Origin of the sequence: Parapedobacter flavus (genome assembly GCF_035818675.1) — a bacterium.
GTDB classification, from domain to species: Bacteria; Bacteroidota; Bacteroidia; order Sphingobacteriales; family Sphingobacteriaceae; genus Parapedobacter; species Parapedobacter flavus.
Map to the genome: position 1 here is coordinate 82192 of NZ_JAYKZZ010000013.1, position 26457 is coordinate 108648.

A 26457-nucleotide genomic window follows, 5' to 3' on the forward strand; every position below is an offset into this window, starting at 1 on the left:
ACTTATACCGGTTGGTTTATCTCCATGCGCTTATGATCAAAATAACCCCTGTACCAACAAGTCCCCAATAAACATAGTTAAAGAATACGCCGTCCTTCAATCGATGGTTTAAATACCGCCCCAAGAATATTGCAGGGACTGTTGTTATTAGTGAAATCATAAAATAAGTACCCACCTCAAAATTGATAAGACCTTTGGAGGCATAACCGATTACACTCAAAAGGCTTACCGGCAAAAAATATGCTTGCAAGGTCGCCCTGAAATGCTTTGCGCTCCACCGTCTCATATTCCCATAAAGTACAAGAGGTGGCCCGTTCAGTCCATAGGCACCCCCAAATACTCCTGATAAAAAACCACATACAAACAGCCAAACTTTATTATCCTCTCTAAGTGTTTTACTGTTGTTATTAAAAAGCGAATACAGTGCGTATCCTATAATAAGCAATCCCAGCCCCATTTTTATCAATAACTCACTTCCGTAAATAAGCACAATAATGCCTAACGGTATTCCAAGTATCGCATAAAAAATAAGCCATTTGGCACTATGGAAGTGTATTTTTTTATGGTCTTGGATCACGACTACAAGCGCAACGACTATGGACAACATCACTGATAAAGGCACAGCTATCTCCTGAGGTAAAAAGAGAAGAAATAACGGAACAGCAATCAGCGACTCGCCAAAACCTAATGCAGATCGTACCAATGAGGCAACAAAAGCAATGATAGCAATGAAAATAATGGTAAGGGTCATCTTTTTAAGTCACTTGATGCAATCTGTAAGTTGGCCGGATGTTCTTTATACTGGGCTAAAATACAAATTGCAAGCTACGATCCCACACCCAACTATTACCACCGGGCGGGGTGTCTGTTAAAACTAATCCCGGCAAAGCCTTTCCTTTAATAATCAAATTATGCGCAAACTGTTGACATTCGTTTTTTTTCTCAAGCTTATATTACCCATAACCGTTGATGCACAAACTGCATGGCAGTGGGGCAAACGCGGTGGCAGTAGTTCCGGATCCGGTGAAGGGGAAGTGGAAATGGTTACCGACAGGAACGGTAACCTTTATGTACTGGCAAAAGTAGCCAAAGCCGGGGGTGCAAATATAGACGGCTTTAGTAGCACCAATATCAATGACCAGTTGAGCCTTACTAAATGGGATTGCAGTGGCAACCACAAATGGACGAAATTTTTCGGAGCACCCCATGTATTTTTTACGTTTGGCAATAGTTTGGGCATAGACACCATGGGCGGCATTTATTTTACCGGTTCAACTACACCCGGTGGATATTTCGATGCAGACACTACCCTACCTGCAAGCAATTTAAAGCTGTGGTATATCGTAAAATATGATACCGCGGGTAATTTCCGGTGGTTGCGTATGCCACAGGCAGATACCGTAACCAATGGCCTGGGTACAGCAAGTAAAAGTAGTGCCATAGCTTTGGACGTAGCACCAAACGGAGACATCTTTATATTGTCACGTTTAGCTCCCGGAATATTTGGGGGTTCTTATATAAATACTTCCCACGGCATTCACTTATTGAAATTCGATAAAGATGGTAACTTTATCAAAGGCGACGTAATGGATATAACCGTTTCAAGTGATGCAAACGGACTACAAACCGGAAATCTCACAGACCCGAGAACAGGGTTTGCAAGAGACCTTTATTCAGGAAGGTATTATTTGAGCGGTCTGTTCCGAAGCGATTTGGGTAATCTGACATTCGGATCAACGCCTGTGGTTTCTAACGGGGCATTAAATGGTGGGATTCCGATGTACCTTGCTGCTTTTGATAGTGCCGGAAATCATCTATGGGTAGCACAATCCACTCCATCCCAACCCATGAATGGGATGTATGGCCGTCCCCGTTTCGATGAAAATGGCAATATTTATATATGCGGCGAAGCATCCAACCAGCCAGGGCATAGCTTTTTGGGTCATGTATTTTATAATCATATACAACCGGGAAGGCCACCACAATTTATTATGTCGGTAAATAAAAACGGTACTTTGAATTGGGCGAAGAATATTCAATCGGTAAGTGGGGATATAGGTGCTGTATTCTATTCCAATGGAATTGTATATGCAACAGGCTGGTGGGAACAAAAAGTTGTTTATGGAACCGATACCTTAACAGCTCCTCTTGGTAAAGGCAAAGGTTTTCTTACCATGTCTAATAGCTACACCGGCAGTTTTGTAAAAAGGATGGATACTTTTGGGGTTGTAGGGCCTGGATTCTATATGACCGATATTATTTCAGACGGGCAGAGAGGCATGGTATATATTGGAGGTGCATTACCGGGTATGGTATTGTTACCCTCGGTTACGCTTAGTAATCTTGGTGGTACTTATGATTTTTTTGTGGCTAAGTATGGATCGGCAGATTGTAATTGCCATCTTGCCACCCCCGGTTTTTCATCAAGTTCGGTTGTCGGCAGTACCGCTGTCAGCTTTACCTATACAGGCAGTACACCCGTGGATAGTGTGCGCTGGGAGTTCGGGGATGGCTCCATCGCTACCGGATTTAACACCAACCACACCTACCCTTCCGCAGGTACTTATGGCGTGAGTATTACAGTATATAACGAGTGTGGCATCATCGTATATTATCAGGATGTCCCTACAGGGACTACCGGCATACAAAAAGGAGGTATATTGCCGGCAGTCAGTGTCTATCCTAACCCTGCTACAAAAAGGATTACCATAGAAGGCGCAGGCATCAATACATCCGCAACACTGTATAATAGTATTGGCCAGCCGGTACTGTCCACTGTTATTACGGAAGAAAGACAATACCTCAATATATCATCGTTATATAATGGCATATACATGCTTCATTTTACTGCCAAAACCGGAAAAACAGGAACGGTGAAGATTGTGAAAGAGTAGAATAAGAATGAGGGTCATGAAGAAGGCTAATAATGTCCCTGTAGCTTGAAAAAAGCTAAGCGGGGTTGCTTGGTGGCACTAAATGCTGCAAATCCGGGTCATTCTTTATCCGCTGCATCTCGCTATCAACGATATGTACAATATCTGATTTTATCTGCCTGTAATTGGCTTCAATCTGCTGTTTCATGGTGTCATTACCTTTTTCATCAGTAAAAGATAGGATTTGGGGTATTTTTTGATATGCTTTGGTTTCGGCTGCAATCCTTTCATTATCTACCACAATTTCAGCGTGGAATATTTTCTGTTCGATACGTTCATCGAAGTTGTCCGAAACAGCCCCCACGAACATACCCTGTGTAAGGGTTGAGATTTTGGATGCCGGTATCAGGCTATCCAACTGGGTAGAAATCGAAGTCGATTTATCATTCCGGTTGATGGTCATGCTCTGACGTTTCTGCAATACTTTCCCGAAACGTTCACTTAGGTTTTTTGCCGTTTCGCCCACCACCTGGCCGCTGAAAATATTACCTACGGTATTTTGGATGACCCTGCTTTCTTTATCGCCATAATCCCTTGTTAATTGCGAAAAATCCTGGAAGCCGAGGCAAACAGCTACTTTGTTGCTTCTTGCTGTGGCAATCAGGTTATCTAATCCACGGAAATAAATCGTGGGCAGCTCATCTATGATTACCGAACTTTTTAATTGCCCTTTCTTGTTAATCAGTTTTACAATCCTTGAATTATACAAGCCCAGTGCGGCGGAATAAATGTTTTGCCGGTCAGGATTATTGCCTACACACAAAATTTTAGGTGCTTCGGGGTTGTTGATGTCGAGCGTAAAATCATCTCCCGTCATCACCCAATACAACCGGGGGCTGATCATCCTTGATAATGGGATTTTTGCCGATGCGATTTGTCCCTGCAACTGGTCTTGGGCACCACCTTGCCATGCATCCATAAAGGGCGATAAATAGTTTTCCAAATCGGGATAGGAGGTCAGGATGGTAAATACGTCCGCATATTTTTTATTCAGCAGTTCAATAGCATGTGGGAATGTACAGTATTTACCCTTATCGTAGATTTTCAGATACCATATAATGGCTGCCAATAGGATAATCGGACTTTCCACAAAAAAATCCCCCTGTTTCTGTATCCAACTCCGGTTTAGGTTCAGCATGATGGTATAAGCCGCTTCGTAAGCATCGGATATATCGGTCATGAAATCCGGGTTAAGCGGATTGCAGCGGTGGCTCTTTTTGGGGTTATCAAAATTGATCACATAGAATTTCGGCTGAATCTTGTACTTGTCCCGGTGCTTCAGCAGATGATTGTAAGCAATGGTGGAAAGGTCATCAAACTTGAAATCATAGATGTACATGGAAAAGCCTTTTTCGATTTGTTGCTTGATGTAGTTATTGATGATTGCATATGATTTACCCGAACCGGGAGTACCCAACACCATCGTGGCCCGGAATGGATTGACGATGTTTATCCAGCCTTTATTCCATTTATTCCTGTAATAGAATCTGGTGGGCAGATTGACTGAATATCCGTTTTCCATTAATTGGATTTCCTGCTGAAAGCTTTCGTTCTCGTTATTGAAAACATCTTCCATCAAATTATTGCGCAACAACCGGCTCATCCAAACCCCCGCTACCATCAGGGATATATAACCCAATCCTGTGGTGAGTATATAAAAGATGGTAGCGGCCTGTAACGGCAATTTTAATAGCGGGAAGTTGAGGAAAAATAAAACAGAACCGGCTCCCAAAGCCATATAAATCTTAGCCCATGTTATCTTTTCATTCTTTACACCTTTGGTTCCCAGACAACTTAAAGCTAACAATACCAAAGCAAAAACTTTTGTATATAGCCTGTGTTCAAACAGCTGGGCTGTGCGGTTGAAATTGTCTAATATTTTGTCAAGGAGTTCCAATGTCCAGCCGTGGTTTATAAAAAAACCATAACAGAACCAGTACAGGTGCATCAATAGGATGATGATGCTCACTGCCCGCATAAAAGCCATGATTTTGGCAAGGCCTCTTAAATCGTCTTCTCCCTGCATATTTTAAATCTTTAAAGATTAGGCAGGAATTTAAAGAATATATACTATGGTATAAGATGGTGGCCGTGAGCGGCATTTGCTGGCTGTATTTGGCTATACTTTGTGATTGATTTAAAGTCCAAGTTCAGTTGTAATAAATTCTTTTGCTCCTTTTGCTCCTGTTAATTGAAGCCATATTTCACTCTTATCGCCACTGACTGATATGGTAAACATAAAAAAGCTACAACACGCTCTTTCTGTTTTTACAAACTCGGTAAGTTCATCCAAAATTTCATCATTTCAGGGGAACTTAAAAGCATAACCGTCTGAAAGCTCTTTTCTATCTAATAATTGCTTTTTCAAACTTGCAATTACGGTTTCTTTTCTTTCTCTCAGTTCGGGGCTTGTTAATTTGCAAGCTAATTGTTCATTCCTGTCTTTTGCTATAGAATCGTTACGCTGCAATGCTTCCTTTTGTTTTTTCATATTCGCTTTTGACTGGGTTTGTGCATTACAAATCGTAGTTGGTGGTATAAATGTCAACATAAGAATTGTAACAACGTATTTGATAGTTTTTGTCATCAGTATTATTATATGTTTAGTTTTGCAAAGATAAACCGTGGAGTATAGTCCACGGTCAAGAGAAAATCCAAAAAAGAATATAATAATGCTAATTGGCGAATTATCAAAGCTTTCGGGGTTGTCAAGAGATACTATCCGGTTTTACGAAAAAAACGGTTTAATAGCGGTTGGTAAAAAGGAAAGACGGTTCAACAATTATAAAGAGTATTCAGATGATATGCTAAAACGCCTGTTGTCCATCAAGCAATTAAAAGGCTTAGGATTTACATTGAATGAGATTGCTGATTTGTTGGACATGTTGGATGTTAGTGAAGCAACCTGTAAAAACGTATCTCATAAAATTGATGGAAAAGTATTATTCATCAACCAAAAAATTAATGAGTTGAAAGCTATCCGTAAACAATTGTTAGACGGCAAGAAGAATTGTGAGGACGAATCAGGCTCATTAAAAACCCCTGATAAAACCTGCCCCGTGTTCGTTGTTTAAGAGCGTCAATTAATCAGGCGGAAAACTTCTGTTCTAATGTTATATTGCTGTAAAAATGGATGCTTAATCATCCTGTTTCAAAAATGAAGCCCAATGCAGGACGCTTATACCATCCGAAGTTTCAAATTCCATTTTCCCGTTATAAACAATCATAGCTTCTTTTACACCGGAATAGCTTTTTATTTTATCAAGGTTTTTGGTGAAGTCGTTGGAAAATGTTTCCGCAGATTTAATCTCCACCGGTAAAAATTTCGTACCATTGTCTATAATCAAATCTACTTCAACGCCCTTGTTATCCCTCCAATAATAAAAGGATTGCTCCGTGTTCTGATTAGCATTGTTTTTCACGCATTCCATTATCATGTAATTTTCAACCAAAGCACCCCGGAAATGTGACAGCTCCAGCTCTTTCGTTTTCCGGATACCGAGCAACGAACAGGCCAGCCCCGTATCTACAAAATACAGTTTGGGGGTTTTCAGAATACGTTTGTTGAAATTATTGTAAAAAGGCTGTAAAAGCTTAATTACATAGGTTTGCTCCAATACCGATAGCCAGGATTGCACCGTTTTCAGGTCAATGCCACATTCATTGCTGATGGCTGTAATATTGAGTTGCTGCCCGATGCGTCCTGCACAGATTTTCAGGAATTTGATAAACAAGGAGGTGTTTTCTATGTTTTTAATCTGCCTTACATCTCGTTCCACATAGGTCCGGATGTAGGAACTATACCATAGTTCAGGTTTACGGTCTTTGTTGTAGATTTCTGGATAAGAGCCTTTAAAAATCAACGCATTCAGCGTATCACCCATTCCGATGGGTTCTATTTCGCGAAAACTCAACGGGTATAAATCTAAAATGCCCAACCGCCCTGCCAATGTTTGCGTGATATTCTCTTGCAACAGGATATTATTGCTTCCGGTCAAAATAAACAATCCATCCCTGTCTGCCTTATCTAAAATCTCCTGCAAATAACTGAATAACGCCGGCACACGCTGCACTTCATCCAAAATAGCCCCCTCCGGGAAACGGCTTAGAAAAGCACGTGCGTCGGTTTCTGCCAGCAATCTCTCATCGGGGTTCTCCAGCGAAACATAAGGCTTATCCGGAAACGCTTCCTGTACCAAAGTCGTTTTTCCCGATTGCCTTGGCCCGACAAGCAAAACAGAACGGAACTCCGTTGCATATTGTTCTAAAATCGTCCTCAGCTCCCGTTGTATCATCTTTTCATTATTTTAGTACAAATATAGTAATTGATTCCCTAATCTGTACCACACTTAATATTTGCTTATAGAAAATTATTGACTTTTTTTCCTGCGTTTCCTTTTCTTTTTCTTCCTCATCCGGTGGGCAAATAGCATTTCCTCGTAATCATCCCCTAATGCTTCGGGCATGAACAATCCGCCCAATGCTTCTATCAAACCGTCTTCTTGCTTCCCGGAAGTAACGAAGTCAAATAAATGATGCGGTTCTTCGGCAGGTACACCTACCGGATCTTCTGAACCGGATATTTTCGTATGTGGTTCATCAGCCTCTTGGATGGCGGGCTTGATGTCATTATTATTCCAGTAGTCATTAAAGGGATTAGCTGAAAGCTCTTTGGCCAGACGGGAGCCATTCCATACCGTTTTGGAATTATGGTCGATGAAGGTCATCCCGTAAATACGCCCGGTATCATTCCTGCGTATCACTGCGTTAATCCCTTGTTCCCCTAATTGTTTTTTAAAGCCCTTTTCATCGGATGTGGTTTGCATGGCGACGGCGACAGCAGCTTTTAAAGTCTGTTTGGTGGGATGGTTTTTCAAAGCAGTTTTGCATTTTATAATATGCGATTCCAAGGCAGGCAGCCCTGCCTTCTTTCCAAACAGGGAAGCCTTGAAGGGGTGTCCGGCTTTTTCGCCTTGCTCATTTAAGGGAATATACAGTAAGCCCTTTCGGGGTTGCCCTTGCCATTCACCTTCTACTTTTTCGGCCGTAATACGGAAAAGGGATAGCAGGGCATTGTATTCACCCAGGGACTGAAATTGGTAATAGCCCGGCAGGTGGCGGACTACCGAAGCGATTTGGCTTTTTACATCACCTGCTTTATAATCCACAGGTTTGAAAATCCTGTCATGTCGCCGGTGTTCTTTTTCCGTTGCAGGGATTAAATGATGTTTCGTTTCCAGTTCCCGGCAGATTTTCATCGACCGTATTTTTTCAAATTTATCCGGTATCTTTTTACCGTTCCCGTCCACGCAGACCGATACGATATGGATATGGCTACGGTCGATGTCCGTATGCTTGAACACCACGAAAGGCTGCTCCCCATAACCCATCTCCTGCATATAGTGTTGCGCCATTTCCTTAAACTTGTCATCGCTGACTTTATCACCGGGATCCGGATTGAGCGAAATATGCAAGGTGTGTTTCTCTGTATTGCGGTTGGCTATCAGGTAAGGGGCAAAAGATTGGGCTAATTGAGCCACGGAATACTGCCCATTTGTAGTTTCAATAATCTTATTGGTAAACAGAATTTGGCCGTTTTCATTCGCTACTTTGAGCTGGTTGTATGCCAATGCACCATATAAATTTCCGCTCCTTCCGATTTTAGCTATCATTTATAAGGCTATTTTTTGAGGTGTTTCGATTCAAATTCTCCAATCAGCTCAATAATTCTCCGGCATAATCCCGCCATCTCAGCCGTCTGTTTTTCCAGTTTAAAGAGGTATGCCGCTGCTTTTCTTTCTGAAAAATGCCTATACAATAGCTTTACAATCTGGTTATAATTCACGCCTACGGAACGGAACTGGCTGTGAAAAGAAGTCAACCGCATATAAAAATCAACCGTTCCTTTGTCAATTTTAACCGTTTTTATCGTCTTGCCGAAAATGCAGGATGTTATAAAATGCGCTTTAACCTGTAAGCCCGACTTCTCGAAAAGGGCCAGGAAACGGGCATGTTCTTCCTCATTAAAGGAAATCGTATAGCGGATTTTGGCCGGGTCGTTTTTTAGCGGACGGCCTATTTTTTTGGGTTGTTTTTTGTTTTTATCCTTCATCACTAATCCATTTTAATCAATACAAAACGCTGACTTCGGAAGACGTTTTCCAGCCCCCTGCAAGGGCAAGTTGTTTTGAGCATCGGAGAAGTTTTCGGGATGCTCAAAACACAACTTGCCGTGTTCCTGCGAACACAATAATCCGCCCTCCGGGACGGATTGGAGGTAACAGGGAAAAACGGCTTGATGCCGATGCTGTTAACGTCCATTCTAAAATGCCGGTTTCGCATGAATCCGTTCATAAAAATCATTTTACAAAGTAAAGGCCTGTTTTTAAGACTAATACCATGCAGTACCCGGACAAATACTGCCTTTGAACGCCAATCACTACCACATATCGCATAGTCGATAAATCATACTCTTTATTTGCTGTACAGGTTTAGTGCAGGCAATAAAAAATGTATTTAAACAAGGAAAAAAGCCGGACTTGCAAACAGTCCGATGGCAATAAAAGGATAAAAGTGTAAAAGCGGAAAAGCAACATATTCTCTGCAAGGTTTATAACCTGCCAATGCATACACCTCTCAAGGCTGTAAGGAAAGCAAAAAAGCGGTACAGGAACATACCGGTAAACCAATGCAGGAATATAAGAACAAGGGAATATTCCAATAAACAAATATTCAACCGGGCAAAACAGGTAAAGTGTGTAACAATAAATTTTATAATAATGGAAACAAAGAAGAAAACTTTAAAGATCAGCTTCTCTACCCAAAAAGGCGGTGTGGGAAAATCTACGATGACCACCTTGCTGGCAAGTGTGCTTCATTACCGTTTAGGTTTCAATGTGCTGGTAATGGACTGCGACTTTCCGCAACACAGCTTAACCCATATGCGGGAACGGGATAAGAAGACCATCATGCAGAACGACTACCACAAAAAAGCGGCGATGAAACAGTTTCAGGCGATAAACAAAAAAGCCTATCCTATTATCAAATGTAAGGCTGAAAATGCACTGGAAAAAGCATCGGGATATGCCAACCAATCGGCGGTGGTTCCTGATATTATTTTTTTTGACCTGCCCGGAACAGCTAACACGCAAGGGGTATTGACCACCTTAAAAAAAATGGACTTTATCTTTTCGCCCATTACGGCCGACCGTTTGGTGGTGGAAAGCACATTGGGCTTCTCCAAAGCTTTTCTCGGGCTTCCTGAAACGGAAGGTTGTAATGTAAAACAAGAGTTATGGCTATTCTGGAATCAGGTGGACGGCAGGGAACGGACAGGCTTGTATGAGGCTTACCAAAAAGTCATCAAAGAACTCGGGTTATCTGCAATGGCAACCCGGATCATGGACAGCAAGCGTTTTCGGAAAGAAACGGATGATACAGGTAATTATATTTTCAGGTCAAGTTTACTGCCGGCCGAGCTGAGGTTAATGAAGGCAACAAGAATGGATTTGTTTGTTGAGGAATTTCTAAAAATCGTTCATCTTTAAAAACATCATATTATGGAACCGGAAAATACAAACAATGATTTTAAAAAGCCTAATGTGGATGAAGACTATCTGATGAATATCATCAGCGGTGACGAACCGGCTGCTTCATCCGGCGATGATAAACCACAAGCTGCGCCAAGGGAAAAAACAAAACCTAAAGATACCTCCCGAAGAAGCGCATCAAAGAAAACCGGTTACGAGGAACTGTTTTTAGTCAACCGGCTTCCTTCAGGGCGTAATGGCAAAGTGGTTTACATCCGCCCTGAATACCACGAAAGGCTGCTGCGGATCGTTCAGCTGACAAAGAAGGAAAGAACCACGCTCTACGCATACATTGACAATATCCTTGAACATCATTTCAGGGAATTCGGAGAGGATATTACAGACTATTTCAATAAACATTTTAAACCAATTTTATAAAACAATCTAATCATGAAAAAGACAGCACAAAAACCATTACGCATCGCCGGATATAAATCGGCATTTCTGAAACCAACCTCACTTATGGCCAGAAACGGGAAAACGGTTTACATCAGTCCGGACTTCCATGAAAAAATCACCCGCATCGTATTTATGCTCGGAGGCAAGAAAATAACCCTTGCCGACTACATCCATAATGTATTAAAGCATCATCTGGAAGATTTCGGTGAGGAGATAAAAGCAATCTATGCTGACAAGCCAAACTCCATCCTGTAACCATGGAAGTATTAATCCTTATATGCCTGCTGATTGTCATTGCCCTGCTTTTGCAAGATAAGATTGTCATTCTTAAAAAGCCGGAGCAAAAGCCTGAACAGGAGAAAATCAATCCTGATCTGCCCGATATTATGGGCCAGCCCAAACCGGTGCAGCGCCTTCCACTGCCAAACCCTGCCATGGAAGGCAAAATTTCAGAACCGGAGATAAATCCCGGTAATTTAGACATTGAATACGATGAGAATGAAAGCATCGGTATTCAGATTCCGCAGGAAGAGCTGGACGAGGTTTTCAGCAGTATGCCTGATTTTGAAGAAGAGGAAGAAGAATGGAACGGACAGGGAATATCCGGTAACGATGACGGTTTAGCCCGGGGGGTTACCTTTGAAGAACTAAGCATCGCAGGGGTGCTGCTCCAAAAAGAAAAATTGGAGCCCGCCCAAAAGGAAACAGCGATAGCCATCGTTCAAAAGATACAGGGAACCGAATTATTCAGCTTACTGGAAAATTCCATTGAAGATGCTTCCCTAAGGATTGCCGGGCTTTTGGACAGCAGCCTTCCAACTGAAACCGAAGCCGGTTCTTCCAATTTGCGGAATGATGATTTGGGTGATTTTGATATAGGGGAGTTTGTGTGAGCAAGCTCCTTTTTTTATGTTCCTAAAAACCGCAAACACCCCCCAAAAATATTTCCTGTATTATTCGTTCTTCCAAGCATTTTCTTTCGTAAATTAGCCAAAACTTGTCAAGTCAATAAGAAGATAGAATCATAATGATAGGCGATAGGATTAGAGCACTTCGAGAACAGGAGGGCATCTTACTTCGGCATTTAGCTGCCCAACTGGACATGGACACCGCCATGCTTAGTAAAATGGAGCGTGGTGACCGTTTTTTTAAGAAGGAAGACATCGTAGCGCTTGCTCGGATTTTCAAACAATCGGAAGAAGAACTGCTAACCCTATGGCTGGCAGACAAAATTTTAAAAACCATCAACGAAGAAGCGTATAAGGAGCAAGCACTTGCACTAGCACTCCAATCTATCAAATAAAGAGCATACAACGATATGAATATAGAAAAATTAGACCTCCAAAGTCCTGACCTGGTGAATGCCAATTTTGAGAAACTAGCAGCACTATTCCCAAATTGTGTGACTGAATCTGCCGAAGGCAAAGCTATCGATTTTGATTTACTGAAGCAGGAACTCAACCATGCTGTAGTAGAAGGGAACAAGGAACGTTACCGCTTAGAGTGGCCCGGAAAAAAGGAGGCTATTGTAACGGCCAATATTCCTACGACTCAAACCCTTCGTCCGGTTCGGGAAGATTCTGTTGACTTTGATAATACAGAAAACATCTACATTGAAGGAGACAATCTGGAAGTGCTCAAGTTGCTACAAGAAAGCTATTTGGGTAAGATAAAAATGATTTATATCGATCCGCCATATAATACAGGAAACGATTTTGTATATAAAGACAATTTTGTGAACGACATACAAGAAGAACTTTTCGAAAGTGGTCAGAGGGATGAGTATAATCAACGTCTAGTAGTAAACCTATCAACCTCCGGTCGGTATCATAGTGACTGGATCACATTAATGTATCCACGATTAAAACTAGCTAGAAATTTATTAACAGAAGATGGTTTAATTTTTATTTCAATTGATGATATTGAAATTACTAATCTTAGGAAAATTTGTGATGAAATTTTTGGCGACATAAACTTTGTATCTCAAATTATTTGGAAAAGTAAATATGGAGCCGGAGCCAAAACTACAGGTTTTATTGATGTTCATGAATATATATTATGCTATAGTAGGAATCCATTAAATAACATCGAATCCCCTCTCGGAGAAGAATTAAGGAATTCTTACAACAAGAAAGATAATAAATTTAAAACCAGAGGAGGTTATTTTACTCAGCCTTTAATGACAAATTCGTTAGGAGATAGACCTAATTTACAATATTCTATCTTTTACAATAACACAGAAATTAAACCTAAAAAACAATGGGTTTGGAGTAAAGAACGCTTAGAGCAAGCAATTGCTAACGACGAAGTTGTATTTAGTTTACAGAAGGATGGCACTTATAGTGTTAGATCTAAACAATATTTAAAAGATGAAAACGGCCTTGAGAGAAAAGGTAAGCCTTTATCAGTTTTAATCGGCCCATATACTCAAGACGGTACTAAAGACATAAGTAATTTGTTTAATCGAAATCCATTTGGTTTTGTAAAACCTGTAGATTTAATAAAACACTTACTCTCGTTCACTGTGAATAGTACTGATTTAAAGAACGATATCATCCTTGATTTCTTTTCTGGTTCTGCCACCACTGGCCATGCAGCCATGCAACTTAATTCAGAAGATAAAGGGAATCGGAAATATATCATGGTTCAGCTTCCAGAACCTACCGATGAAAAAAGCGAAGCCTATAAAGCTGGTTATAAAAACATATGTGAAATCGGAAAAGAACGTATCCGCCGAGCAGCCAAAAAAATCAAAGAAGAAACAGGAGCAGATATTGATTACGGTTTCCGTGTCTATCGCTTGGATGAAAGCAACATGCAAGACGTGTATTACCGCCCACAGGACTACAATCAAGGTAACTTAGACCTCTTTGCCGATAACGTTAAACCAGACCGGACGCCGGACGATCTTCTCGCACAGGTAATGCTAGATTGGGGCTTAGCGCTAAGCTTAAAAATTGAACAGGTAGAAATCGCCGAAAAACAGGTTTTCAAAGTCGCAGGTGATTCGCTATACGCATGTTTTGATAGAGGAATAGACGAGGATTTCGCCAAGGCAATTGCCAAAGAAAAACCTTTGCGCATTGTGTTCCGTGATAACGGCTTCAAAGACGATACCGCTAAAACCAATGTAAAGCAGTTACTAAAACAACTCAGTCCTGAAACTGAAATGAAAGTGATATAGTATGAGTTTGCCCATTAACATAGAAGAATTAGTACATGGTCAGACCATAGAGTGGGAACGGCTGGAGTTTAAACGCAGTTGGAACCCAGAAGATATTGTCCACTCCATGTGTGCCTTCGCCAATGACCTAAACAATTGGGGCGGTGGGTATATTATTGTGGGAGTGGCAGAAGATAACGGTCGACCTGTATTACCCCCTCATGGCGTACCACAAAATCGGTTGGATACCATTCAGGGCGAAATTGTACAATTGGCCCATAAAATTTCACCAAATTATTTTCCTATTACGGAACCTTACCTATTAGATGGTAAACATATCCTGGTGTTGTGGTGTCCGGCTGGCGACAACCGCCCATATACCGCTCCAAGCACTATGGGAAGTGCAGCCCAAAGGCAGTCGTATGTCCGTATAGGTTCAAGGAGCATTGTTGCCCAAGGTGAAAACGCAAGAAGACTGCAAGAACTTGCTGCCCGGATCCCCTTTGACGACAGGATTAATAATAGGGCAACCATAAATGATCTTGATTTGGGACTTATTCGGGCGTATTTACAAGAAGTGAAAAGTAGCTTGTTTGCACAAAGTACCCAAATGGAGTTTGCGGAGCTTTGCCGTACTATGCAAATTGCCAAAGGACCTCATGAAGACATCCGCCCAGCAAATGTAGGCCTATTGTTCTTCTCGCAACAACCGGAACATTTTTTTGACAGGGCTTGGATTGAATTGGTCTGGCATAAAGATACGTCCGGAAAAAGATTTGACGAGGTTTATTTTAAAGGACCATTACATAAGCAGCTACGGGATGCTTTGTCTTTTATAAAAACCAATATCCTCCGGGAGAAAGTAATAAAGCGGTCAGACAGACCCGAAGCCGATCGTTTCTATAATTATCCTATAGAAGCATTGGAGGAAAGTTTGGCGAATGCCGTTTACCACAAAAGCTATGAGCTGGGATCACCTATAGAAGTTCAAGTGTTTCCCGATAAGATAACCATACTTAGTTATCCAGGGCCTGTTCCGCCGGTCAATGCGCAAATCTTGGCTAACGATAGACATATTATTGCTCGAGAATACAGAAATCGGAGAATCGGAGATTTCTTAAAGGAACTACACCTGACTGAAGGTCGTGGCACCGGTTTTCCGACCATTTACGATGCAATGGCTAATAATGGGTCTCCTAATCCTATTTTTGAAACTGATGATGCGCACTATGTTTTGGTGACGCTTCCTGTTCATCCTATGGCTAATAACGACCAAGTAACTGACGGAGCTAGTGACGGAGTTAAACGAAACGTATTCAGCACCTTAGAAGAAATAATTGCTTTTTGTGACGGAGCTAGTGACGGAGCTAGTGACGGAGCTAGTGACGGAGCTAGTGACCAAGTTCAGGTCATACTCAATGAGGCCATTCATGATAGAATAGCCGAAATACTGGATTACACTCCCCAATGGATAAATAGGGGTGAATTGTTTCACTACATGGATTTGAGCAATCATTCCACAAATCGTAAAAAATACCTCGATCCATTGCTAGAAATAGGTTGGATAGAAATGGAGTTTCCTGATAGGCCTACACACCCTAAACAAAGATATCGTATAACCCCATCCGGGCAAAAACTAAAAACACTACTGACACCATAATGAAGTTACAGTTTAAAGAACAAGATTTTCAGATACAAGCTGTTAAAGCTGTAGTAGATTGTTTTGCAGGTCAAGATCTCAAAACAAATCGTTTTACCTTGGAACGCAGTAAAGAATTGCTTAAAAAAGCCAAGGCCGCAGCAACCGGTGTGCAGACCATCGAATTTGAAGTAGAGGAAGAGATTGGCTACAGGAATAGTCCCATTCAAATTCTTGAATCACAAGTACTCAAAAATATACAGCAAGTACAACAACGATCAGGGCTTCATGAAAGCTCGCAAATAGAACGCCCCAAAGGGATAAAATTAGGATACAACCTGACCATTGAAATGGAAACAGGTACGGGTAAAACCTATACCTATATCCGAACCATGTATGAATTGCATAAACATTATAGTTGGAGTAAGTTTATCGTTATTGTACCCAGTATTGCTATCCGTGAAGGGGTGTATAAATCGTTTCAGGTTACCCAAGACCATTTTCAGGAATTGTATGGTCATAAGATCAACCCGTTTATTTACAATTCTGGCCGCCCGCAGGACATTGAGAACTTTGCTTCGGACAGCCGAATCAGTGTGATGATTATCAATACACAGGCATTTTCTTCTGCTCAATACGATAAAAAAACAGGACAATTAAAAGATAATGTTGGCAACCGCATTTACAGAGAGCTGGATCAATTTGGGACAAGAAGACCAATAGACATTATCGCGCAGACCAATTCTATTCTGATTATCGACGAGCCGCAATCGGTTGGAAAACAAGGTTCAAAATCATTGGATAGTATGCAGACGTTTAACCCCCTGTTTACACTTCGATATTCTGCTACTCATGCTAAAGGTGAAGAGTACAATAAAATATACCGCTTAGATGCACTCGATGCATATAACAAACGCCTGGTAAAGAAAATACAAGTGAAAGGGATTAACCTGAAAGGTTCTACTGGTACCACCGGTTATTTGTACTTGGAGCATATTAGTCTGAGCACGACCAAGCCACCCTTTGCTGTCGTAGAATTTGAACAACGATCGGGGAACGGGGTGAAGAAAGTCCGTCAAAAACTTAGCGAAGGAGCAAATCTCTATGAACTTTCCGGAAATCTTCCAGCTTACAAGAATCTAAGTATCACCGAAATAAACGGCTACCTCAATAAAATCGTGGTAGGCGGCGAAGATATATATCCAGGCGACATCCTAAATGACAAAGATGAGAACGCTTTCCGTAGGGTGCAGATTCGGGAAACAATCATGTCACATTTACAAAAGGAAAAACAACTCTTTGATAAGGGAATCAAAGTCTTATCCCTTTTCTTCATTGATTCCGTAGAAAAATACCGGATATATGATGAAACTGGCGAACAGGCCTTAGGAGAGTACGCTCGAATATTCGAAGAAGAATATAACAATGTACGCAATGACTTTTTGGATCTCTTTCAGCAGGAATACAACGATTACCTAAAAAATACTGACCCAAGCAGCGTACATAAGGCCTATTTGCCGACCGGATCGGGAGCTACACCTGTCAATTATGAGGAATATCTCCAGAGAGATGATGCTCGCTCTGTGCACGAAGGTTACTTCTCCATAGACAAAAAAGGGAAATCCGTAGATCCTACAATAAAACGAGGAAGTGAAGAATCAGATGATATCTCTGCCTATGACCTAATCATGAAAGACAAAGAGCGACTACTGAGTTTTGAGGAGCCTACTCGGTTTATTTTCTCACATTCCGCTCTGAAAGAGGGTTGGGACAATCCGAATGTATTTCAGATTTGTGCATTGAAAAATGCAGAAAGTGGCAGTTTGACCCGCCGCCGGCAAGAAGTCGGACGTGGTATGCGTCTTTGTGTAGACGACAGAGGCGTTCGTCAAGATTTTGAGTTGGTGGGCGAACAAGTTCACGAGCTCAACAAGTTGACTGTAATTGCATCGGAAAGCTATGAAGCCTTTGCAAAAGGACTACAGAGTGAAATTGCAGCTACCCTTCAGGATCGCGCGCAAAAGGCAGAGGTGGAATACTTTGTAGGTAAACTGGTGAAAAATGAAAAAGAGGAAGAACACCGGATTTCGGAGGACGATGCCAAAAAACTCAATAAGATCCTGTATAAGCATGATGTCATTGACGAAGATGATAAAATCACATCCGAAGGACGGGAACTGATCGAGCAAAACAAAATGCCTTTACCGGAAAACCTCGAACCGTATCGGGAATCTGTAGGCAAACTCTTGAAGTCTATTTATACCGGTGAGCCATTCAAACCGGAAGACGAAAGGCAGACCATCGTGTTGAATACCAACAACAAGTTCAAGAAAAAGGAGTTTCAGTCACTTTGGGAGAAGATCAACCTAAAGACCATCTATGAAGTGAAGTTTGACACGGAAAAGCTAATCAACGATAGCAAAATCCGTATCAATGCGCAGCTTCACATTGGTGACCGGGTATATGAAGTGAAAACAGGCGAATTGCAGGACGGCACCAAAGAACAAATGAAGGAAGGCTCTTTGGTACGAGAGTCAAAGCGACAATACCTGAAGCTTAAAAATGACCTCTACACCAACACCGTTTACGATATTGTGGGTGAAATTGAGGTGCTGACGAATTTGACCCGGGGTACGATTGTCGCCATACTCAAGGCGATCAACGAAGAGAAGTTTCTCTTGCTCCGGAAGAATCCTGAAGAGTTTATCGCCAAGTGCGGCAAGCTTATCAACGAGGTGAAGGCCAGTCTGATCATCAATAATATTGTTTATCACAAAACAGAAGAACGTCACGATGCCAAGACCGTGTTTACCAACGACAAGTTTGCATTGCGCAATTCCGAGTTGTTGAAGAAACACATTTACGACTACCTCACTTCCGACTCAAAAATTGAATCTGATTTTGCGCAGGCGCTGGAAAACAGTACCGAGGTTGTGGTCTATGCCAAGTTGCCCAAGAGTTTTTCTATATCTACACCGGTAGCGAATTACAGCCCGGATTGGGCTATCGTTTTTGATAAGGATAAAGCCCGTCACATCTACTTTGTAGCCGAGACCAAAGGCTCCGATTCGGATATGGATCTACGCGAAATAGAACGCTTGAAAATCCATTGTGCCGGTGAGCACTTCAAAGAGATTAGCGGCAACGAAGTGAAATTTGAAAAAGTAAGCAGCTACGATAAGCTGCTGGAGATTGTTCAATTGAAATAAGCCTATTATGCAACAGCTTTTTGACCTAGCTAAAAACAACATTTATGTAGGGAGTACGGATAAACTGCCGGAATGGAGCGCAAATGGAGATGAACAAGGGAAGGCTATAGAGAAAGTAAAGCTCATGCTCAAAAATTACCTGGAGCTTGACAACGTGAGCTTCCTTTTCGGCTCCGGTAGTTCGATTCACCTTGGAGCTGTTGCAATCCGGAATTTTCCGGTTGAGGTAGAAGAGTACATTAAAGGAAAGAATGCTGAACCTGGTAATGAAGGAATATATGAGGAGCTTATTTCGGTAGTAAAGAAAATACAGGCTAAGTTTTTAGCAGAAACGGACGGAAAAATTGATCCTGATACACACATATATAAAGCAGAAAATGACTGGACATACTTAATAGAGGACGATATAATTCGAGACTCCCAGTCAAAAGAAATTGCCATTGAATTTGAAAGAATTCTTAATTACCTGATCGCTCAGGACTTTATTCTGGATGAACATACTAGAGAAAAAAGAGAGGATAAAATCAAAGAGATGATTATCGCAATCAAGGAAGGCCTATTCTCAGTGTGTGATGTTGAATTAAGAGAAACTCCCGACTGGCTGATCAAAGCGAAAAATGAAAGCTCATCTGACCAGCAAAAACGACACGGAGCTTTGCTGGAAAAAGAAAGCAAATACATCTTTCATGAAAAATTCATCAAGGCACTCCTTCAACGACCACTGAACCTTCGTAGGGCAAACATTTTTACAGCAAACTATGACCTTGCATTTGAATATGCCTTTGATCGACTAGGTGTTCATTATATTGATGGTTTTTCAGGCTTTCACAAACGTTACTTCAAGCCCGAAACTTTTGAGTTCGACCTGTTTTATCCCGGATCCACCACCTCTGGGAAGGTACAACGGATAGAAAAAGTAGTCCGGTATTTTAAACTACATGGCTCTCTATCGTGGATCAGTTCAGAAAAAAGAGAGGCCAATAATTTATATGGCATAGAGGAAATGCCACTAAAACTCATATCTGAACTTAAAAAGAAAGGGGAGATAATCGTTTACCCTTCGGCCGTTAAGAAGTCCTACACTCTTGATCTTCCGTATTCTGAACTGTTCAGACAATTTGCTTCCACCATCACCCAATCACAATCAGTGTTGATCACGGTCGGTTACTCCTTTGCCGATGAGCATTTCAACGATATAATATTTCAGGCACTTTCCAATCCGACTTTTACTTTAATAATTGTCGATTTCAAAGGAACTGCTACGCCTTATATACAGCGAATAAAGAGCTTGAATGACTCTCGGGTAATCATACTTCAAGGTTCATTCTTTGGAGATTTTCTGACCTTGGCCGATACGTTAATGCCAGATTTCACAGGTATAGATAACAATGTAAAGGTGGCCAAGACCTTAAATGAGTATTTTGGATCCTCTGAACCCTCTGAAACAAAATGATCAACGAAAGAAAAATAGGCAGGATCATATCCGTGGATAGCTTCAGGGTGTACATCAAGCTGGACGAAGACCTGAAAAGCCTCTATAAAAGCGGCTATGATGACATTTATGAAGTTGCCCGAATCAATTCATACATCGTAATCCCAATAGGTGCGGAGCGAATCGTAGCACTTGTTACAAGAGTACGTGCAATTGACGAAACCGAACTTGGAAGTGATAAGGACGCAATCTTTCTCACAAACAGCGCCCGGTATCTCGTAGCAACCATGATCGGTACTATCAATTCCGAAAAAAAATACATCCAGGGAGTATACAACTACCCAATTCTGGATAACCCGGTATGGTATGTCACCAAGGATGATTTGGACAATATCTTTGACCAGAAGGATCAGAAGGATATTGATTTCGAAAAGGACTACTATCTACCCATCGGTACTTCTCCTTCCTTTTCAGACTATCAAATCAAGATAAACCCCGATAAATTCTTTGGTAAACATGCCACGATTTTGGGAAATACAGGATCAGGCAAGTCATGTACAGTAGCTTCTGTAATTCAGAGTTTATTCAGCTATGATTATAAAGGTCAACGGTTAAAGAATGCGCATTTTATCATATTTGACACGAACGGAGAATACAAATCTGCATTCCAAGGAAGTAAAGCAAAACCATATAAAGATCTTGAACTCGTTAACCCATTTCATATAGATAAAACTGGATTAAAGGTTCCGTTTTGGTTTATGAATTTTGCAGATTTAGATTATCTATTTGAGCCAACTGCAGGGACTCAAGCCCCAATCTTCAAAAGAGCGATTGCCTTAGCGAAAAATAATACTCAAGCAGAGGCCACGGATAAATTGGGGAATTTCTTGGAACGTGGAATCTTGGCAATAATAGATTGTTCTCCAGATGATTTACGAAAGAGAAAATGCACCCAAAGCTATGGTAACTGGAATTATAACGCTAATAATGAAATTTTAGGAATGGCGAATGCCATCACAACCAATGGCGATGAGGTAATTCAATCAATTAAGGATTTGCTAAATGAATTAGGGGCAGATATAACAACACAAAGAGAATCCGAGATACTCCCGGAATTAAAAGAGAAATACTTGGAATATGTAACCAGTCAGAATGCTGAACAAGTAGCCATAGACAAAAATATTGATCTTCCTGTCTGGTTTCATTTTGAAGAATTGATAACAACGCACTTTGATGAAGCAATCAATGAACATGACGGTTCAAGTAATAGAATTAGAGAATTCGTATCTACCCTTCGGCTAAGGATACAGTCTTATATGAACGATGAGCGGATAGCCAATCCCCTATTACTGAGACATGATGCTGATTTTGAAAAAAGTCTGGCAAAATTCATCTCATTTATATTGGGTGATCTCTGCAAGGTATATCAGGACGGTGACAATGATATTTTTTCAGAGTACTTTGATAATCAAGCAACAAGAGAAGAAATAGAGAAATTAGATCCGACAAAACCAAGCCAGTTGACAATTGTAGACATGTCACTGCTACCAGGGGAAGTCCTTGAAACCGTAACTGGTTTAATTGGCAGGTTAATTCTTGACTTCGTTTCTAGGTTTACCGATGCAGAAAGAGGAAAGCTACCTATTGTTATTGTTCTTGAAGAGGCTCAAAACTATATTCCTGAAAAGAACAGAAATGATAGGGAATCTATCGCTAAAAAGGTATTCGAACGAATTGCGCGGGAAGGCAGAAAGTACGGTCTTTCACTTTTAGTCTCCAGCCAAAGACCATCGGAACTGTCAAAGACGGTATTATCACAATGTAATTCCTTCATAATACACCGTCTTCAAAATCCGGAAGATCAAAAGTATGTACGGCAATTAGTATCAGCCGCAAATGAAGATATACTACAGCAGCTTCCGATACTGCCACAACAACATGTGGTAATTATGGGTGATGCTGTACGGTCACCGATACAAGCTAGAATAAATAATGCGGATCCAACACCGAATAGCAACGACCCTAAATTCATTACCAATTGGTTAGATAGCCAACCCGAAGATTTCCCTGACTATCAGGGTATTGCTGCTGCGTGGGAGAAAGGTGAAAAGTATACAGGTCGGAATGAGCCGGAAGTCGATGAAAATACCCCAGGTAACGATGAAGATAATTGACAACGTAAATAGTCGCTTAGGCGATGACTTGAAAGCAAGCATAAAGAAAGGCAGTAAGCTGAGTATTGCTGCCTCTTCTTTTTCTATTTACGCCTATGAGGCATTAAAAAAAGAACTCGAAAAAGTGGACGAGTTACGTTTTGTGTTTAGCTCACCCACCTTTATGGAAGAGAACTTCAAAAAGGACGTTCCGAAATTTTTTATCCCCCATTTATACAAAGAAGCCGAGCTATGCGGTGGTGAGTTCGAACTGCGTTTAAAAAACCAACTGAATCAACGGGCAATTGCCAGGGAGTGTTCTAAATGGGTAAAGGAAAAAGTGGTGTTCAAATCCAATAAGCACCATCATTTACCATTACATGGCATAATCCATGTCAAAAATCCGAATCAGGAAGATTTGAATTACCTAAACGTGAATAGCTTCACGACCTCTGATTTAGGTATTACACATAAAAAAGGATTCCCTACCCTTATTCAAAAGACCGAATTTCCGGATAGTCAAGCCTATCTGGATTGGTTCAATCAGGTCTGGGAAAATGAAGAGGATCTAAAAGACGTCACGCAAAAGGTTCAAGACTATTTTGAAAGTGCCTATAAAGAGAACAGTCCTGAGTTTATTTACTTTATAACACTCTACAATATTTTCAACGATTTTCTGGAAGATATTTCACTGGACACGCTGCCTAACGACCAGATTGGGTTTAAAGATTCCGTGGTATGGAGCAAGCTATACAATTTTCAACGTGACGCTGTAATAGGTGCAATCAATAAGTTGGAAAAATATAATGGCTGTATTTTGGCTGATAGTGTGGGCCTAGGAAAGACTTTCTCGGCATTAGGCATTATCAAGTATTACGAAATGCGTAATAAAGACGTGTTAGTGCTATGTCCCAAAAAGCTGGAAGCCAACTGGAATACCTATCGCCATAATGACAAAAACAACATCCTGGCGAGCGATCGCTTTCGATACGACGTGTTGTTTCATACAGACATGAGTCGTGAACGAGGGGTGAGTAACGGTAGAAACCTTGAAAATGTTAATTGGGGTAACTACGGCTTAGTCGTGATTGACGAGTCCCATAATTTCCGTAATAACAACCCCTTTTCTGACAGAGAGAATAGGTATCAAAAGCTACTTCGAAAAGTAGTGAGAGATGGCATTGAAACAAAAGTGTTGATGCTTTCTGCTACTCCTGTTAACAATCGTTTCAATGATTTAAAAAACCAATTGGCACTTGCGTATGAAGGAGAACCGGATCAAATAGATAGCAAGCTAGAAACGAAAAGCGGAATCGATCAGATTTTCAGAAAGGCACAGCAGGCTTTTAATGTTTGGAGCAAATATGAGACGGCTGAACGAACAACGGAGAAGTTGCTGGATATGCTGGACTTCGATTTTTTCGAAATATTAGACTCCTTAACTATTGCTAGATCAAGGAAGCATATTACGACCTATTACGATACAACGGACATCGGTAAGTTCCCGCAAAGAAATAAACCTCAATCTATCCATGTTCCACTAACAGAAAGCGGAGGGATTACCTATCAAGAGATTGCCGAGCGATTAACAATGCTCAATCTTTCGGTGTACACGCCATTGAATTACATTCTACCTAGTAAAGTGCAGGCCTACGCAGACCTATACGATAAAGAAGTGCGTTCAGGTTTAGGTAAGCTAACTCAGCTGGATCGGGAAAACAGTTTGCGGATTTTGATGCGTATCAATCTGCTAAAGCGGCTAGAGAGTTCGGTAGACTCATTCCGGATTACACTTGAAGGAATTATTAGCCAGATTGAAAATGCAGTTAAAATCATTGATAAGGGAGATGTCAAAGATTATGAAGGAATCCATCGATTCCTAAACGATGAGACCTATGATTTTGAATCCAATTGGGCTGACGAAGAACAGGTTATTGGAAAGAAAATCAAAGTCCATATTGCAGATATGGATACCACCCGATGGCGAGAAGACCTAAGCGAGGACCTCACGGTATTACATGATATATGGGGTAGTATTTTAAACGTTCGAGGAGAAAATGATAATAAGCTCCAGCAACTGATTAAGTTGTTGAATCGAAAGATTACCCAACCTTTCAATTCTGGTAATAAAAAGGCTATTATTTTTACCGCCTTTGCAGACACGGCTAATTATCTCTATGAAAATATTCAGGGCTATCTAAATCAGGCTTATGGCATACATACCTCGTTGATAACCGGATCCAAAAAAATCAGCAATGCTAAATCCATACCTTCGGATTTGAATGCTCTCTTGACTTGTTTTTCTCCCTTATCAAAAGACAAAGCACAACTATACCCAAAGCTGAACGAATCAATTGATTTATTGATTGCTACAGATTGTATTTCCGAAGGACAGAACTTGCAGGATTGTGATTACCTTATCAATTACGATATTCATTGGAACCCGGTAAGAATCATTCAACGCTTCGGACGGGTTGACCGGATAGGCTCCAAAAATGACAGCATTACGTTGGTTAATTTCTGGCCGGATGTGACACTGGATGCTTATATAAATTTGAAGCAGCGTGTAGAAAGCAGAATGCTGATTAGTAATATGGCCAGTACTGGCGATGATAATATTTTGAATGAAGAGGAGAAAGACCTGAAATATCGTAAAATCCAGCTACAAAAATTACAGGACGAGGTCATTGATCTGGAAGATTTGCGTGAGGGAGTTAGTATTACCGATCTTGGTCTGAACGATTTTAGGGTAGATCTGACCAACTACATAAAATCCTATGGTGAACTGACGCACATTCCAGAAGGTTTACATGCGGTAGTTCAAGCAAACGACGCATTACACAAAGGAGTGATATTTGTATTGAAGAATGTTAACTCCAGTATCAATATAAATAAGCTCAATCGACTTCATCCGTATTATTTGGTTTATATTAAGGAAAATGGAGAGCTATTGCTAAATCATGTAGAATCCAAAAAGATTCTCGACGCCATGCGTATGTTCTGCAAGGGGAAAACCGAACCTTTAGTGGATTTATGTAAACAATTAAGTCTCGAAACCGATGAGTATCACAATATGGAAAGGTACTCCTCATTACTGAAACAAAGTATAGGCACTATTCTTCGTACAGAAGAGGAGAAAGAGGTGCTCAGTTTGTTTAAATCAGGAGGCACGACAGCATTAAAAGATAAGTTGAAAGGTATTGAGGATTTTAACCTTGTATCATTTTTAATTGTACGGTAAATGACTGTGTTTGAATTACCTAATAGCACCAAAGTAGGCAGAGTTATCCCAAAGAATGCTTTTGATGCTTATGCTACCTCAAAGCAAAAGAGGCTATTTACGGACTTAATCGCTCGAATTACGTGGACGCATAAGCTTTCGTCGGACACGGTAAACCTTGAAGGAAAGGATTTAAAAGAAATACAGGTCTTCAAGATAGAGCTCAAAAAAAAGAAGGAGATTCAAACGGTGCTTGATGTTATCGACAAAGCCATCCCATACCATATAATTTTTGTAATAGAGCATGATGGAAGTATCTACCTTTCAACCTCAACCAAGCATCCGCACCCTACTAATGAAGACAATTCCGTAATCGATTGGACCTTCAAAACCGGGTGGTTTTTGCTGCCTGAAAACCCTTACGCCCTGGAACTCAAAAAAAGTATTGATGCCGTATATCATAATCTCTGCGTGCAATTGTCCGGAAACCGTTCCATGGAGACCAAACCTTTATCGGATCTGATAGCTCAACGAAAAAAAATAACAGTATTGGAAAAGGAAATTTCAAAGTTAAAATCGGCCATAGCCAAGAGCAAACAGTTCAATCGAAAAGTGGAATTGAACCAACAGCTAAAAACTGCTGAAAAGGAGCTGAAGCAGATATTTACGGATGGGGAATAGGGTCAAATTGATGGGGATTCGGAATTCCGGAATACATAA

21 protein-coding genes are annotated in these 26457 nt (G+C 40.9%); 14 read left to right on the plus strand and 7 right to left on the minus strand.

Features of this window, described 5'->3' with window-relative positions; all coding sequences use genetic code 11:
* Positions 1-16: 16 nt before the first annotated feature.
* Positions 17-751, minus strand: a complete 735-nt coding sequence (locus tag U9S71_RS11395; protein ID WP_326327587.1) for a sulfite exporter TauE/SafE family protein — start codon at positions 749-751, stop codon at positions 17-19.
* Positions 752-911: 160 nt separating this feature from the next.
* On the opposite strand from U9S71_RS11395, the gene U9S71_RS11400 reads away from it, so the two are divergent.
* Positions 912-2894: a T9SS type A sorting domain-containing protein gene (locus U9S71_RS11400; RefSeq protein WP_326327588.1), complete on the plus strand. Its 1983-nt coding sequence runs from the start codon at positions 912-914 to the stop codon at positions 2892-2894.
* A 55-nt stretch (positions 2895-2949) separates the two neighbouring features.
* On the opposite strand, the gene mobC is transcribed toward U9S71_RS11400, so the two are convergent.
* From mobC to U9S71_RS11415, 3 genes are all read right to left on the minus strand, one after another.
* Positions 2950-4959, minus strand: coding sequence for a conjugal transfer protein MobC (gene mobC, locus U9S71_RS11405; RefSeq protein ID WP_326327590.1), 2010 nt, complete (start codon positions 4957-4959; stop codon positions 2950-2952).
* 111 nt (positions 4960-5070) lie between these two features.
* Complete coding sequence (locus tag U9S71_RS11410; protein WP_326327592.1) at positions 5071-5226, minus strand: hypothetical protein; 156 nt, start codon at positions 5224-5226, stop codon at positions 5071-5073.
* A 12-nt stretch (positions 5227-5238) separates the two neighbouring features.
* Positions 5239-5520, minus strand: coding sequence for a hypothetical protein (locus U9S71_RS11415; protein ID WP_326327593.1), 282 nt, complete (start codon positions 5518-5520; stop codon positions 5239-5241).
* An 85-nt stretch (positions 5521-5605) separates the two neighbouring features.
* On the opposite strand from U9S71_RS11415, the gene U9S71_RS11420 reads away from it, so the two are divergent.
* On the plus strand, positions 5606-6007 hold the full coding sequence (locus U9S71_RS11420) for a MerR family transcriptional regulator (RefSeq protein WP_326327594.1): 402 nt from the start codon (positions 5606-5608) through the stop codon (positions 6005-6007).
* A gap of 63 nt (positions 6008-6070) precedes the next feature.
* Here U9S71_RS11420 and U9S71_RS11425 read toward each other — a convergent pair whose 3' ends face one another.
* The 3 genes from U9S71_RS11425 to mobA all read right to left on the minus strand — a co-directional run bounded on the left by U9S71_RS11425 (position 6071) and on the right by mobA (position 9045).
* Positions 6071-7228, minus strand: a complete 1158-nt coding sequence (locus tag U9S71_RS11425; RefSeq protein WP_326327595.1) for an ATP-binding protein — start codon at positions 7226-7228, stop codon at positions 6071-6073.
* A 75-nt stretch (positions 7229-7303) separates the two neighbouring features.
* A complete protein-coding gene (mobB, locus tag U9S71_RS11430; RefSeq protein WP_326327596.1) occupies positions 7304-8605 on the minus strand; it encodes a conjugal transfer protein MobB in 1302 nt (433 codons plus the stop codon).
* An 8-nt stretch (positions 8606-8613) separates the two neighbouring features.
* On the minus strand, positions 8614-9045 hold the full coding sequence (gene mobA / locus U9S71_RS11435; RefSeq protein WP_326327597.1) for a conjugal transfer protein MobA: 432 nt from the start codon (positions 9043-9045) through the stop codon (positions 8614-8616).
* A gap of 667 nt (positions 9046-9712) precedes the next feature.
* Between mobA and U9S71_RS11440 the strand changes: the two genes are divergently transcribed.
* From U9S71_RS11440 to U9S71_RS11495, 12 genes are all read left to right on the plus strand, one after another.
* The gene (locus U9S71_RS11440; RefSeq protein WP_326327598.1) at positions 9713-10480 is read left to right on the plus strand and encodes a ParA family protein; all 768 of its coding nucleotides are present in this window, start codon (positions 9713-9715) and stop codon (positions 10478-10480) included.
* A 12-nt stretch (positions 10481-10492) separates the two neighbouring features.
* Positions 10493-10900, plus strand: coding sequence for a DUF3408 domain-containing protein (locus U9S71_RS11445; protein ID WP_326327599.1), 408 nt, complete (start codon positions 10493-10495; stop codon positions 10898-10900).
* 12 nt (positions 10901-10912) lie between these two features.
* On the plus strand, positions 10913-11176 hold the full coding sequence (locus U9S71_RS11450) for a DUF3408 domain-containing protein (protein ID WP_326327601.1): 264 nt from the start codon (positions 10913-10915) through the stop codon (positions 11174-11176).
* A 2-nt stretch (positions 11177-11178) separates the two neighbouring features.
* Positions 11179-11814: a conjugal transfer protein TraD gene (locus tag U9S71_RS11455; protein ID WP_326327602.1), complete on the plus strand. Its 636-nt coding sequence runs from the start codon at positions 11179-11181 to the stop codon at positions 11812-11814.
* Between the two features lie 134 nt (positions 11815-11948).
* On the plus strand, positions 11949-12224 hold the full coding sequence (locus U9S71_RS11460) for a helix-turn-helix domain-containing protein (RefSeq protein WP_326327603.1): 276 nt from the start codon (positions 11949-11951) through the stop codon (positions 12222-12224).
* A 15-nt stretch (positions 12225-12239) separates the two neighbouring features.
* A complete protein-coding gene (locus tag U9S71_RS11465; protein ID WP_326327604.1) occupies positions 12240-14105 on the plus strand; it encodes a site-specific DNA-methyltransferase in 1866 nt (621 codons plus the stop codon).
* 1 nt (position 14106) lies between these two features.
* The gene (locus tag U9S71_RS11470) at positions 14107-15744 is read left to right on the plus strand and encodes an RNA/DNA-binding domain-containing protein (RefSeq protein ID WP_326327605.1); all 1638 of its coding nucleotides are present in this window, start codon (positions 14107-14109) and stop codon (positions 15742-15744) included.
* Entirely contained in the window at positions 15744-18932 is a 3189-nt protein-coding gene (locus tag U9S71_RS11475) for a type III restriction-modification system endonuclease (protein WP_326327607.1), read from the plus strand. Before U9S71_RS11470 ends, U9S71_RS11475 begins: the two co-directional genes overlap by 1 nt.
* Before the next feature lie 7 nt (positions 18933-18939).
* Complete coding sequence (locus U9S71_RS11480) at positions 18940-20385, plus strand: SIR2 family protein (RefSeq protein WP_326327608.1); 1446 nt, start codon at positions 18940-18942, stop codon at positions 20383-20385.
* Positions 20382-22538 carry an ATP-binding protein gene (locus U9S71_RS11485; protein ID WP_326327610.1) on the plus strand — a complete coding sequence of 719 codons (2157 nt, stop codon included), beginning with the start codon at positions 20382-20384 and terminating at the stop codon, positions 22536-22538. Before U9S71_RS11480 ends, U9S71_RS11485 begins: the two co-directional genes overlap by 4 nt.
* Entirely contained in the window at positions 22525-25758 is a 3234-nt protein-coding gene (locus U9S71_RS11490) for a helicase-related protein (protein ID WP_326327611.1), read from the plus strand. The genes U9S71_RS11485 and U9S71_RS11490 overlap by 14 nt, the downstream gene beginning before the upstream one ends.
* Positions 25759-26418 carry a DUF4391 domain-containing protein gene (locus U9S71_RS11495; RefSeq protein ID WP_326327613.1) on the plus strand — a complete coding sequence of 220 codons (660 nt, stop codon included), beginning with the start codon at positions 25759-25761 and terminating at the stop codon, positions 26416-26418. It abuts the gene before it with no gap.
* Positions 26419-26457: the final 39 nt, after the last annotated feature.